Here is a 13,429-nt window from a genome sequence, read left to right on the forward strand (position 1 = left end):
TGCGGGGTGTGGCTTATTGATAATATAATATCAGTATTTTGATCAAATAATCTCGGATCGTCTTGATGATTAAAATCCTACAGGGACAGTTCTACTGTTTTTTAGCAATTGTTTTGCTAGTAGCAAGCGATTCAGTGTTAAGTGATAATAAAACCGATCAGCCTGAGCTACGTGATAATAAAACCGATCAACCTGAGCTGCGACATATCCTTGGATGGGTAGAATCTATTCGATTGGAGCCATGGGGTCTGAAAATGCTTGCCCGTATAGATACTGGGGCAAATACCTCGTCCATGAGCGCACGTGATATTCATCAATTTAATAAAGGAAATAAAGATTGGGTGCGATTTACTCTCGATTTTGGAACTGAAAAGGGTAAACCTAATCGGACTATCGAAATTGAACGTCCTATCCTTCGTTCACATAAGATAAAACAACATAGCGGAATTCCACAAGTACGCCTTGTTGTTGCGATGGACATTTGTTTAGCAAACGAAGTACGTAATGTTGAATTTAATCTTATCGATCGTCGAGCCTTAAATTATCCCATTCTGCTTGGACGCAGAGCGCTTGCGGGTGTTGCTCTGGTTGATTCGTCGCGCACTCATCTTAGTAAGGCTGATTGCGGTCACGTAAAGAAAAAGAAGAAAAAGCATGATCAACCAGATGAGTTGACTATCCCTGAATGAGACAGCTTCATTTATTACTCCTGGTTATAGTATTGTGTGCGATAGGGCTAGGTTTAGCTACTTATAAAGTAACAACACTGGGATTGCCTCTAACAGCTTCTGAGAAAGCAGAAGTCTGGAATGTAGAAGCGCGTATTATTTTTCGCGCAAAACCCGATACCAGCGTAAAAGTGAGTTTACCGCTCCTTTTTAATCCTTCTGGCTATACTATTCTGGACGAGGATTTTGTCGCAGCCAATTATGGATTGGCAATTGAACAAGACGATAGTGGACGTACAGCTCTGTGGGCAAAGCGGCGCGCGGAAGGAAAACAATTATTATTCTATCGCGCAATAATATACGAGGATGCTGAAAAGACAACCGATTCAGGTAAACCGCCAGTTTATCCATCAATACCAGATTATCCTGAAAATTTCCGACCAATTATCCAAGGGCTGCTCGATAAGGCTCGACAGCAATCTGCAGATACGGTTTCTTTTGCACAACAAGTCATTAAGCAATTAAACGCTACATCACCAGCACCAGAGCTAAAATTGCTGCTTGAGCATATAAATAATTCCCGTAATCTTGCTAAAGGTATTCACTGGATTTTAGCAGGAGCTCGCATTCCTACTCGAATTATTCAAGGTCTTCGTCTAGAAGATGGTAGGCGTTATTCTGAATTGGAGTCCTGGATACAAGTTCATAATGGTAAGCAGTGGCGCACACTCAATATAAAGGATGGTCAGGAAGGTCTGCCTTCTAATTTTATCATATGGCAAATTGGCGATCAGAAAACGTTTTCTGTCGAGGGGGGGAATGAAATAGGTCTTCAATTTTCTGTAGCAAAAACACTACGGGAATTGGTGGATATTGCAGAATCACGTGCGGTGTTCAAAGGATCACATCTGATGGAGTTTTCCTTATATTCATTGCCGGTTCAAAGTCAGAATGTATATAAGATATTACTAATGGTACCTTTAGGGGCGTTTGTTGTCGTTTTAATGCGCAATCTAATTGGGATTAAAACCTTTGGGACATTTATGCCGGTATTGATCGCACTGGCTCTCCGAGAGACAGAGCTGGCCTGGGGGTTACTGCTGTTTTGTTTGATTGTTGGATTAGGGCTATTATTGCGTGCTTATGTAGATCGATTGAAGCTATTGCTTATTCCGCGATTGGCTTCTGTGTTGACGATGGTAGTGCTTCTCATGGCGAGTATCAGCGTTATCATGCACAAACTTGGACTTGAAATGGGGCTATCAGTAGCATTATTTCCAATGGTAATCATGACTATGACCATAGAACGGATGTCTCTCACATGGGATGAGGCTGGTCCTGCAGAAGCATTTAAACAGGGCGCAGGAAGCTTGCTGGTGGCAACGATTGGCTATCTGGTGATGAATATCGATGCTTTACAACATTTAATATTTGTATTTCCTGAATTATTACTTGTTGTATTGGCAGCCATGCTATTATTTGGTCGGTATTCCGGATATCGATTGACAGAGCTGTGGCGCTTCCGGGCTTTAGCCAAACGCTAAAAAATGCTCAGAACCTTACTAAATCTAAAGCAAGCGGGTGTTGTTGGGATAAACCGACGAAATGCTGATTACATTTTACGTTACAATGAACGTTCCCTCTACCCATTGGTCGATGACAAGCTTCGCACCAAACGACTGGCAATTGCAGCAGGAATTGCTGTACCTGAGTTGTATGGTGTTATTGAAATCGAGCACGACATAGGTAATCTTCCCGATATTGTAAGTGGGCATAAAGATTTCGTGGTTAAACCGGCACACGGCTCGGGGGGTAACGGTATTTATGTGATTATTGGACGAATCAATGATCGCTATCAGCATAACAATGGTAGTTTGTTGACAGAGGAAGATCTGGAATATCATATTTCCAATATTTTAAGTGGCATGTATAGCCTCGGTGGTCAACCAGATCAGGCTCTCATAGAATACAGAGTAAAGTTTGATCCATTATTTGAATCAATTAGTTATCGTGGAGTGCCAGATATTCGTACCGTAGTATTCAGAGGGATACCTGTTGCATCAATGGTGCGTTTACCTACACGTATGTCAGACGGTAAGGCAAATTTACATCAAGGTGCAGTGGGAGCAGGAATAGATTTGGCAACCGGACATACTACGAATGCTGTTTGGCAAAACCATCCAGTTGAACAACACCCTGACACTGGTGCCAACATTAGAGGTTTTAAAATACCTCACTGGGATAAGCTATTAACATTGGCATCCCAGTGTTATGAACTAGTCGGATTAGGTTATCTAGGAGTTGATGTTGTATTGGATCGTGAACTTGGTCCTTTGGTACTGGAATTGAACGCAAGGCCTGGTTTATCCATTCAAATTGCTAATGGAATAGGTATGCAAAAACGTCTTGATTATATTGATCAACTCACTGAAATTCCTGTTTCGGCGCAAGAACGAGCATCTCTTGCTCAGGATCTTTATCTACGAATATAGAAAGCCTGCTTTCTAACAGTTAGTTGTGTTAACCCATGCTAACTTGGATTCTTGCCTATTTACTTAGGTGACAATGGGTTTACTTTAGACTATCCAATATCGCTGGACTTGATCATACTTAAACGAGTGCGTAATATTTCGACCTCTTCAAGAAGCTGGAGCGCCAATGCGGCGCCTGCCAGATTAACGCCAAGATCTTTTTGTAAACGCTGAATAACCTGAACGCGTCGTAGACAAGCACCACTGAAGCGCCACTGTTTGGACGTGATATTCATTGGTTCAAGAATTCCTTCTTCAACTAAAGAAATGATCCACTCTGCATTGACCGCACAGATATGACTTAACTCCCCGAGAGAAAATTCCATATCATCTTCAACGATAATGCCATCGATTGCATCATGATTTATTGTCATTTATACCCCCAATCTGGAGCGCGGATTGAATGCCAGTTTTTGTTCCATTTCTCGGTATAGCATGCGAGCTTGCTCGCTATCAGCTGACGGCAAAACAATTTGCAATATAATGTATAAGTCTCCAGGTGGATGACCTGGAATACCTCGTTCTTTCAGGCGTAGTTTGCGCCCAGATTGGCTGCCAGGAGGTATTTTCAAATCAACAATACCCGCTGGAGTAGGAGCTTTGATTGTTGTCCCCAACGCGGCTTCCCACGGCGTAACAGGAAGTTCGAGAAACACATCCTTTCCCTCAACTTTATAGAAAGGATGCGGTTGAAATGCTACCTCTAAATAAAGATCTCCGGCTCTACTTTGGCCTACACCTGGGCTACCTTGGCCTACGAGACGAATAAGCTGACCCTGACGAATTCCTTTTGGTATTCGCACATTTAATGTACGCTCCTTGATCTGTGGTCGCCCATCAGAGCCTATCTCGGTGTGCTGGAGTGTGATAGTACGAGTTGCTCCATGATAAGCATCTTCAAGATTAATGAATATTTTGGCATGTGTATCTTCGCCGCGTACATTGAAACCATAATCACGATTCTTCCTATTGGCAGTGAAGCGGCTTCCAAATAATGCTTCAAAAAAGTTGCTGAATTTTGAAGCATCTGCTTGGGTAAAGCCACCACCATGAAACTCAAAACCCTGATTCCATCCAGGTGGAGGTTGAAATTCCTGACCACTTTTCCAACTGCTGCCTAATTGATCATAAGCAGCACGTTTTTCAGGATCTTTAAGTACCTCATATGCTTCGCCAATCTCTTTGAAACGGTTCTCGGCATCAGGTTCTTTACTGACATCTGGGTGATATTTTCGTGCCAACTTACGATAGGCGCGTTTAATATCGTCTTGTGTGGCATCTCGTTTGATGCCCAAAATGTTATAGTAATCTTTGAATTCCACTTTACTTTATATTCAATTTATTTTTTATAATTCACAAGATTTCCCAGTTAAAATCAAATTTAAATCTAACACTATATTCGTTTAAGCCAAATCCTATTTAATGTAATTAAGTAAGTATTTAATAATTCTTTTTAATCTATTAGTTGATGATAAATCAATGTAAAGTATAAAAATTGAATCCTAAGAGATTTTTATAATCTCTATTTAAATTAATATGAAATAATTTCTAATTTACTAATAATTATTTTAGCCTAAATGGTTTAAAAAATTGATATATAAGATTAAAGATAAATTAATAAAAATAGGTAATTAATATGATGTTTTATGTGATAAATGGGGAAGATGCTCCGGATAGCCTTGAAAAGCGCATGATAGCCAGACCAGCACATTTAGAGCGCATCAGAGCATTGCAAAATGAAGGGCGACTTATACTTGCAGGACCCTATCCTGCAATTGATAGTCCCGACCCTGGGCCTGCCGGCTTTTCAGGAAGTTTAATTGTGGCAGAATTTGCTTCACTTGAAGCAGCGCAATCTTGGGCGGAAGCGGATCCTTATATTACCTCAGGAGTATATTCAAAAGTAACTGTTAAACCATTCAAAAAAGTTTTACCAGATTAAACCAAATTAAATATAAGAGGTTTCATTAATAAGGATTATCAGATATTTTATGTTACCTATGCCTATAATATGCAAAGAATCACGCTTACAGTCAATCATACTGTTAGAGCGTAATCTTGTATAAATAAATTTATATCAATTTTAAATTACTTAGAGGTAGCTGCATGCGCTTAATAAAAATTCTATTGTTAATACCAGTGTGTATGTCGAGTTTTATTGTCACTTCTCTTCATGCCCAATCGACTGCTGCTGTAGCAAAAGTGAATGGAGTAGTCATTCCGCAGGCGAGGCTTGATTTTATGGTCAAAGCGGCTGTAGCTCAAGGTCAACCTGAATCTTCGGAAATGAGAAATGCTCTGCGCGAGAATCTCATAGCGGAGGAGATTATTGTGCAAGAGGCTCTTAAGAAAGGACTTGATCGGGATCCGGATGTGATAACTCAAACCGAACTTGCGCGTCAGGCGATATTAGTTAGAGCCTATCAGGCTGATTACATCAAAAATAATACCGTGAGTGACGATGTATTACGACGTGAATATGATGCTGTGAAAGCACAGATGGGTGATAAGGAATATAAAGCTCGTCATATCCTGGTTGAAACTGAAGCAGAAGCCAAAGATATCATTGCTTCTCTTAAGAAAAAAGGCGCTTCTTTCGAGAAACTGGCAGGAGAAAAATCAATTGATGTCGGTAGTAAAAACAATGGGGGTGAATTAGGATGGAGCGCAGCTGCAGCCTATGTCAAGCCTTTTGCGGAAGCTTTGCAGAACCTCAAAAAAGGAAGTACGACTGAAAAACCGGTGCAAACTTCTTTCGGATGGCATGTAATTCGCCTAGAAGATGTACGTACTGCAGTCACACCTCCATTTGAAGAAGTAAAATCGAATATGCAGCAACGTGTATTACAGCGAAACTTTGCTACAACTGTGCAAGATTTACGTGGTAAAGCTAAAGTTGAATAAACATATTTTTGCTTGGGAGTCAGTGAAGTTAAAAGGCTTTACTGATTCTCGTTTGTTACTGTTAATGCCTTAACTCTTGAGGATAAAGCACAAAACAATTCATAACTGATTGTGCCTGCAGATTTTGCTACCTCTTCTATTGGTAACTCGTTTCCCCACAAAATTACTGGGCTCCCAATATTAGCATTTTTAACCCCAGTAAGATCAACAGTTAGCATGTCCATGGATATACGTCCAACTATACGTGTACGCTGCCCATTGACAAGTACCGGTGTTCCTGTGGGCGCATGTCGTGGATATCCATCTGCATAACCGCATGCAACGATACCAATATGCATTGGTTGTTCGGCCTGAAATTGACCACCATATCCAACTTTTTCTTTTGCATCAATATGTTGTACGGCAATTATTCTGCTTGATACCGTCATGACAGGGCGTAAACCCAGCTCTGAAGAGGTTTTATCTATCAGAGGGGATGCACCATAGAGCATAATGCCAGGACGTACCCAGTCAGCATGTGCTTCTGGATATTGTAAAATTGCTGCAGAGTTTGCCAATGAGCATGGCAGATGATATTTTCCAAAAAATAAGCGGAAACGTTTGAGTTGTTGATTGACTTCGTCTTTTTTAGAGGGATCATCTGCACAGGCAAAATGTGTCATTAACGTAATTTGATTGATATACGGATTAATCCTTAGCGTGTTAAGTACGGCTAATCCTTCCTCGGGTGTGAAACCAAGACGATTCATTCCTGTATTGATTTTAAGAAATATATTTATCTTAGTTTTTTGTTTTGTTGAGGAGAGCATAGCCAATTGCTCATGATTGTGTATTACTGTACTTAATTGATACTGCCTTATAATTGCTAGCTCTGTTTCAGAGAAAAAACCTTCAAGAAGCAAAATAGGTTGATAAATACCTGCTTCTCTTAAGCGTACAGCAGCATCGAGTTCAAGAACAGCAAAAGCATCCGCGGCTTTTAGAGCGCTTGCAGTATTGAGTAAGCCATGCCCATAAGCATTTGCTTTGATTACTGCCATGATATGTGCATTTTGTGCATGTTTGCGTACGATGCAAAGATTATGCTCAAGTGCTGAAAGATCAATCAGTGTATGGATTGGGCGAGGCATTGATATTATTTATTTGGAAGATAACTTTATCTCAATTGCTTGAATTTTATTCTATTTCTTTAGAAGAGATTGCAAGGGTACAAGAAAAAAAGAAAGATATATTTGATTAAATCAATAGGTTATAACAGATACAAGTTGATTGAATTATATTACGGACAGCTAATTTTTCCACTTTAAACTAGTAATATGGATTATTAGAAAAACATTTTGATGTAACATAAAAAATAATATGTTAGAAAATTCATCTTTATAAAGGAAATTGGTATTTTAATACCGCAACTATTTGATTATTTAAGTAATGTGATAAGAATATAGCGCGCTGATTTTTAACACACTCAAATTTGTGTAATAGGAATAAAATCAGCGTTTATTGTGAATTCAGAGTAACTACAGCCTACCAGAATGTTTAGCCTTTTTAAATCTAAAAAAAATTCTACTGAAAAAAATCCCACTGAAGATAATTCTAATACGGAGAGTTGGACAAGCAAAATCAGACAAGGGCTTGCTCGGACCCGGCAGAATTTCGGCAAGCAATTATCCAGTTTATTGGGTAGTCGCAAAATAGATGAAGCTCTCTATGATGAGCTCGAAACCATCTTGCTTACCGCAGATACTGGCGTGAATGCTACAAATTGGTTGCTGGAAACATTGCGTAAAAAAGTGAAACGAGATGCGTTGAGCAACGCGGAGCAACTAAAAGGAGCGCTTCAGGAGACTTTGGTTAGTTTGCTTGCGCCATTGGCACAACCACTTGATGTTACGACGAAGAAACCCTTTATTATTATGATAACAGGTGTAAACGGCGTTGGGAAAACCACTACGATTGGAAAGCTTGCTCATTATTTTCAATCACAAGGTAAATCAGTATTACTGGCTGCTGGAGATACATTCCGTGCGGCAGCGCGAGAGCAATTATTGGCATGGGGCGAGCGTAATGGCGTTACAGTTATTGCACAGGAGAGTGATTCTCAGAAAAAGAGTGATCCCGCAGCTGTCATATTCGATGCAGTCAATGCAGCCAAAGCACGAGATATCGATATAGTATTGGCCGATACTGCTGGTCGTTTGACTACTCAATTGCATCTAATGGAAGAAATTAAAAAGATCAAACGTGTTATCAACAAAGCGTTACCAGATGCGCCACATGAGGTCTTATTAGTATTGGATGCCAATACAGGTCAGAATGCACTTAACCAGCTCAAGGCTTTTGATGAAGCACTTGGGGTGACAGGCTTAGTTCTTACCAAACTGGATGGAACTGCCAAAGGCGGTGTAATCGCTGCTATAGCCGCACAATATCCACAAAACCCTCCTGCCTTGCGCTTTATCGGGATAGGAGAAGGGCTAGATGATCTAAGACCCTTTAATGCGCAGGAATTTGTCGAGGCAATATTTGATTAAGCTTTTAACAGTTTAAATCTTGGTGGTAGTGGTATTTATGATTAACTTTATCAATGTCTACAAGCGTTACCCAGACGGCTTTGAAGCTCTAAAAAATGTTGCTTTTACAATTCATTCGGGTGAACTAGTATTGGTAGCTGGCCACTCAGGTGCTGGTAAAAGCACTATGTTAAAGCTTATTGCAGCAATTGAACGCCCCACATCTGGCAATATCATGGTAAGCGACCAGAATGTCAATGCACTTAAGAAAAATACAATTCCTTTTTTGCGGCGTAGCCTGGGTTTAATTTTTCAAGATCAGAAAATTTTGTATGATCGAACTGTTTTTGCCAATGTTATGCTGCCACTACAAATACGAGGCTTTCAGAGAAAGACTGCGGCTAGCAGAGTTCGAGCCGCACTTGATAAGGTTGGGTTGCTGGAAAAGGAAAATGCTTACCCCATCACATTATCAGGGGGCGAGAAGCAGCGATTATGTATTGCTCGAGCAGTAGTTCATCGTCCATCTATTTTGATAGCCGATGAGCCAACAGCGAATCTTGATGCAGATTATGCGCAGAGCATTATGGAAGTATTCAGATCTTTTCATCAAGTAGGCGTTACTGTAGTAATTGCTACCCACGACACAGCAATATTAAATGATAACCGGTATCGTATTCTTACACTCAATCAAGGAAAGCTGGTTATATGAACATATGGTTATTTCAACATTGGCAAGCACTAAGCCAGACATTCAAAAAGCTTGTAAATACACCATTATCTAGCCTCCTGAGCATTATTGTGATTGGTATTGCTTTCAGTTTACCTCTTGGTATTTATACTTTGCTTGGGAATCTGCAAACTATCTCGGGTGATACTGTCAATACGCCTCAATTAAGTTTATTTCTTAAACTGAACGCGTCACACACAGATATTGAAAATATTAATTCACAGCTAGAGAAATTTCCTTCTATTGCAAGTTTTCAATTCATCTCCAAGGAAATTGCCTTGCAACAGCTACAACAAGAAAGTAGTTTAAATGATATTGCAAGCAATCTTATAAGAAATCCATTGCCTGATGCTTTTATTATCAATATCCAGCAAATTTCACCTGATGAACTTGAGAATATACGCGCTACCATAAAAAAATGGCCTGAGGTAGAGCATGTTCAGGTCGATACTGATTGGGCCAGGCGATTGGATGCTTTACTCAGATTAGGTCAGCTTGCCGTATTAATGTTAGCTGTGTTATTGAGTCTAGCGTTGGTAATAGTAGTTTTCAACACTATTCGCCTGCAGATATTGACCAAGCGGGATGAAATTGAAGTCTCTAAGTTAATCGGTGCTACAGACAGCTTCATTCGTCGTCCTTTTCTCTATTTTGGTGCAATACAAGGAATGGGCGGTGCGATAGCTGCCTGGCTCCTCATTGCTTTAAGCATTCAGGCAATCAATGAAAGTTTAGTTGAGCTTGCGCAACTCTATGCATCAGATTTTCATTTGAACCATCTTTCTTTACAAGATAGCCTTAGCCTGCTTATTTTTTCAGCGTTGCTGGGGTGGTTGGGAGCAAGGCTATCAGTTGCACAGCATCTTTCTCAAATAGAACCAAAATAAAGATGTTGATTTTTAGTGGGTAAACTTTTTCATACCCAGCATCTCCTATACACAGATTCACTTTCTAGATTTTTATCTTCAAAAAGTAAGATATTTCCTGAATATTCAGGAAATATTTACTTTATTTCTACACTAAAATTTGGGTCTTCAAAAGATTTTCTCTCTTAAATTTCTTAATGATGAGGGAAACTCCAGGGGTTATTAGCACTCTCATGGCATGAGTGCTAAAATAAATTTTAAAATAATAACAATTTAAAACTGAAGTTAAAGGAGAAAGTATGACAACAACTCTAGCGTTACCAACGATAGTGGAAGGTAGTATTGAAGGATATATTCAAACTGTTAACCGCTTTCCTATGCTATCCCAAGAGGAAGAAATTCGTTTAGCGAAATGTCTGAGGGATGAAAATGATATAAAAGCTGCTCATCAATTGGTGTTATCGCATCTAAGAGTAGTAGTTGCTATAGCTCGGGGCTATTTAGGTTATGGGCTACCCCATGCTGATTTAATACAGGAAGGTAATATCGGATTAATGAAAGCTGTGAAACGATTTGATCCGGAGCGTGGCGTACGCCTTGTGTCATTTGCCATTCATTGGATTAAAGCAGAAATTCATGAATTCATCATGCGAAATTGGAGATTAGTCAAAATCGCAACTACCAAACAGCAACGTAAGTTATTTTTTAATTTACGGAGTATGAAACAAGGTCTGGATACCCTGAATCAGGAAGAAGTGGCTGTGATAGCAAAGCAATTGGGAGTCAAATCTGAAGAAGTGGTCGAAATGGAAACCCGCTTTAGTGGTCGCGATATTTCATTAGAGCCATTATCAGAAGAAGATGATGAAAGCTGTAGTCCAATTAATTATTTGACTGATGGAATAGACCCATCGCAAGTATGTGAGAAAGAACAGATTTCTCGCATATACCATGAAAGACTTAAAGAATCACTTGCAAAACTTGATGATCGTAGTCGTCATATTATTGAGGCCCGCTGGTTAAGAGAAAAAGATACTGCGACGCTTCATGAATTGGCTGAAGAACTGGGGGTATCAGCTGAGCGGGTTCGACAGATTGAAGTCAAAGCAATTCAGAAAATAAGAAATGCAGTTGCTGATGCCATCTAATTTTATACAAAAATCATGCTTTTTGTTATAAATAAAACGGCTATAAACTGGTAAACTATGATGGTTCGCAAATTTATACTTTGAATACCGTACGTGGAGAGGTACCGAAGTGGCCATAACGGCGCTGACTCGAAATCAGATGGTTGGGGTAACCTGGCACGTGGGTTCGAATCCCACCCTCTCCGCCAAGTATGTTCCAAGCGTTACCCTTCATTGCCAAATATACCCGCATAAATACTAAGTTTCAAGAGATTTTAGCCAACTATAGGCAACTATAGAAAATGTGGGTAACAAATCCAAAAAGAGGGTAACATTATGGGTAAGTTTAATTACCCATGAAAAGTTACCCGCATGAAGCTGACTGACCCAGTTATTAAAGCGGCCAGGCCTAAAGATAAGCCTTACAAGTTGTCTGATGGTGACGGCCTTGTCTTGCTGATTCAGCCCAATGGTTCTAAGTGGTGGCGGTTCAGATACCGATATAACGGTAAAGAAAAAATGCTATCCATTGGGACTTACCCAGAAGTTACCCTCAAAGAAGCCCGATTCCTGCGGGTAACTACTAGCGATTTATTGAAGGAAGACATTGACCCTTCCCGGTATCGCCAAGAGCAAAAACTAGCTAAGACATTAGCAAGTGAAAATAGCTTTGAATCGGTAGCGCGTCTATGGTGGGATAGCTGGAAGCTTGCCAGGACAAAACGTCATGCTGATTATGTCATCAGAAGGCTTGAAGCTGATATCTTCCCCATGATCGGGAATAAACCCATTAACAGCATTACAGCTCCCACCCTGTTAATGACAATCAAAAAGATTGAATCGCGTGGCGCTTTGGATATAGCCAAACGAGCATTAAGCACCTGTGGTCAGGTATTCCGTTATGCAGTGGGTCATGGATTGGCAGAGCGTAACCCAGCAGCGGATATTAAGCCCTCTGACGTACTCAAACCTACCCAAAAGACCAACTACGCAAGGCTAGATCAAAAAGAGTTACCCGAATTGCTTAGAAGGATAGATGCATATGACGGGCAACCTTTAACCAAACTCGCATTGCAGCTAATGGCGTTAACGTTCGTTCGTACCAGTGAATTGATTGGCGCGCGATGGGGTGAAGTAGAACTTGATGCAAAGCTATGGCGCATACCAGCAGAACGCATGAAGATGCGAACACCTCACCTAGTGCCCTTGTCTGCTCAGGCTATAGCAATCTTGGAGAAGATAAGTGACCTATCAAGCTATTCTCTTTTACTGTTCCCTGGTGAACGTGACCCTAACAAACTCATGAGCAATAACACCTTGCTGTTTGCCCTCTACCGTATGGGTTATCACTCAAGAATGACTGGTCACGGTTTCAGGGGAATAGCATCGACCATCCTGCATGAACAAGGCTATCCTCATGAGCATATCGAACTACAGCTTGCACATTCCCCCAGGGATGAAATATCAGCTTCCTACAATCACGCGCTTTATTTAGAACCACGTAAGCGAATGATGCAGGACTGGGCGGATTATTTGGAAGCCGTTAAAACCGGATCGCCTGCATTACCTTTTAGAGTCGCATAATCAAGTAATTTGCTTTAATAGATATGAGCCAGAAAGAAATTAATAATTTGATTGATATGGTTCTTTCCATAACGCCTTACCCAGAAATCAAAGGCGGTAAAGCGCCACCTTTTCAAGACTGGGTTAGGAAATTTCCAAAGTTAGAAGGTATAAATAAGAAAACGGGAGAAACTATGGGAGAAACTATATATGGGGAAGAAGCAATACAAACGTTGCTGAAGATTGAAAGCGGCTGTCTCGTCAAAAAACCTGAGCATCCATTTGATCAGCTTGCTAGAGAATGCTTTGTCGCTTGTTACTGTGCCGCGCACTATGAAGAATTCCTAAATGCGGACCCGACGACGGTTAATAGAGAAGCGCACGAATCAATGGAAAGAACCAGAAAGCAAATAGTAAAGTCAACCAATACTTTAATCAACTTGCTGGAAGTTGGAGCTATAGTCAAATCTGGTGTATAGAGAGTTAAGCGGCTGCCTGTTTTTGATCTCCTGATTGTTTAATGCCGTTAA

Annotated in this window: 15 protein-coding genes and 1 tRNA gene; 13 read left to right on the plus strand and 3 right to left on the minus strand. The window is 40.4% G+C overall.

The window, feature by feature from the left end; translation table 11 throughout:
• Window positions 1-65: 65 nt before the first annotated feature.
• The 3 genes from R2Q26_RS07490 to R2Q26_RS07500 are packed head-to-tail and all read left to right on the plus strand — an operon-like array spanning window position 66 to window position 3,160.
• Window positions 66-689, plus strand: coding sequence for an ATP-dependent zinc protease (locus R2Q26_RS07490; RefSeq protein WP_317535714.1), 624 nt, complete (start codon window positions 66-68; stop codon window positions 687-689).
• Window positions 686-2,212 carry an inactive transglutaminase family protein gene (locus tag R2Q26_RS07495; RefSeq protein WP_317535715.1) on the plus strand — a complete coding sequence of 509 codons (1,527 nt, stop codon included), beginning with the start codon at window positions 686-688 and terminating at the stop codon, window positions 2,210-2,212. Before R2Q26_RS07490 ends, R2Q26_RS07495 begins: the two co-directional genes overlap by 4 nt.
• 3 nt (window positions 2,213-2,215) lie before the next feature.
• Window positions 2,216-3,160: an alpha-L-glutamate ligase-like protein gene (locus R2Q26_RS07500; protein WP_090566157.1), complete on the plus strand. Its 945-nt coding sequence runs from the start codon at window positions 2,216-2,218 to the stop codon at window positions 3,158-3,160.
• An 89-nt stretch (window positions 3,161-3,249) separates the two neighbouring features.
• Here the strand turns inward: R2Q26_RS07500 and R2Q26_RS07505 are convergent, their stop codons facing one another.
• Window positions 3,250-3,573, minus strand: coding sequence for a chaperone modulator CbpM (locus tag R2Q26_RS07505; RefSeq protein ID WP_317535716.1), 324 nt, complete (start codon window positions 3,571-3,573; stop codon window positions 3,250-3,252).
• On the minus strand, window positions 3,574-4,521 hold the full coding sequence (locus R2Q26_RS07510) for a DnaJ C-terminal domain-containing protein (protein ID WP_317535717.1): 948 nt from the start codon (window positions 4,519-4,521) through the stop codon (window positions 3,574-3,576).
• Window positions 4,522-4,838: 317 nt separating this feature from the next.
• On the opposite strand from R2Q26_RS07510, the gene R2Q26_RS07515 reads away from it, so the two are divergent.
• A complete protein-coding gene (locus tag R2Q26_RS07515) occupies window positions 4,839-5,141 on the plus strand; it encodes a YciI family protein (protein ID WP_090566205.1) in 303 nt (100 codons plus the stop codon).
• A gap of 203 nt (window positions 5,142-5,344) precedes the next feature.
• A complete protein-coding gene (locus R2Q26_RS07520) occupies window positions 5,345-6,103 on the plus strand; it encodes a peptidyl-prolyl cis-trans isomerase (RefSeq protein ID WP_317535718.1) in 759 nt (252 codons plus the stop codon).
• Window positions 6,104-6,141: 38 nt separating this feature from the next.
• Here the strand turns inward: R2Q26_RS07520 and alr are convergent, their stop codons facing one another.
• Complete coding sequence (alr, locus tag R2Q26_RS07525; RefSeq protein WP_317535719.1) at window positions 6,142-7,233, minus strand: alanine racemase; 1,092 nt, start codon at window positions 7,231-7,233, stop codon at window positions 6,142-6,144.
• On the opposite strand from alr, the gene R2Q26_RS07530 reads away from it, so the two are divergent.
• The 8 genes from R2Q26_RS07530 (at window position 7,194) to R2Q26_RS07565 (ending at window position 13,378) form a co-directional block, all read left to right on the plus strand.
• Window positions 7,194-7,343, plus strand: a complete 150-nt coding sequence (locus R2Q26_RS07530) for a hypothetical protein (protein WP_317535727.1) — start codon at window positions 7,194-7,196, stop codon at window positions 7,341-7,343. The genes alr and R2Q26_RS07530 overlap by 40 nt on opposite strands.
• A gap of 292 nt (window positions 7,344-7,635) precedes the next feature.
• A complete protein-coding gene (gene ftsY / locus R2Q26_RS07535; protein WP_317535720.1) occupies window positions 7,636-8,634 on the plus strand; it encodes a signal recognition particle-docking protein FtsY in 999 nt (332 codons plus the stop codon).
• Between the two features lie 37 nt (window positions 8,635-8,671).
• Window positions 8,672-9,325 (plus strand): cell division ATP-binding protein FtsE, encoded by a 654-nt coding sequence (gene ftsE, locus R2Q26_RS07540; protein ID WP_317535721.1) that lies wholly within the window; start codon window positions 8,672-8,674, stop codon window positions 9,323-9,325.
• Window positions 9,322-10,230, plus strand: a complete 909-nt coding sequence (ftsX, locus tag R2Q26_RS07545; protein ID WP_317535722.1) for a permease-like cell division protein FtsX — start codon at window positions 9,322-9,324, stop codon at window positions 10,228-10,230. Before ftsE ends, ftsX begins: the two co-directional genes overlap by 4 nt.
• A 278-nt stretch (window positions 10,231-10,508) precedes the next feature.
• Window positions 10,509-11,357: an RNA polymerase sigma factor RpoH gene (gene rpoH / locus R2Q26_RS07550; RefSeq protein ID WP_317535723.1), complete on the plus strand. Its 849-nt coding sequence runs from the start codon at window positions 10,509-10,511 to the stop codon at window positions 11,355-11,357.
• Between the two features lie 95 nt (window positions 11,358-11,452).
• Window positions 11,453-11,545, plus strand: a tRNA-Ser gene (locus tag R2Q26_RS07555).
• Between the two features lie 163 nt (window positions 11,546-11,708).
• Window positions 11,709-12,920, plus strand: coding sequence for a tyrosine-type recombinase/integrase (locus R2Q26_RS07560; RefSeq protein ID WP_317535724.1), 1,212 nt, complete (start codon window positions 11,709-11,711; stop codon window positions 12,918-12,920).
• Window positions 12,921-12,943: 23 nt separating this feature from the next.
• Complete coding sequence (locus tag R2Q26_RS07565; protein ID WP_317535725.1) at window positions 12,944-13,378, plus strand: hypothetical protein; 435 nt, start codon at window positions 12,944-12,946, stop codon at window positions 13,376-13,378.
• Window positions 13,379-13,429: the final 51 nt, after the last annotated feature.

This window comes from Nitrosomonas sp. Is37 (genome assembly GCF_033063275.1).
Classification (GTDB): Bacteria; Pseudomonadota; Gammaproteobacteria; order Burkholderiales; family Nitrosomonadaceae; genus Nitrosomonas.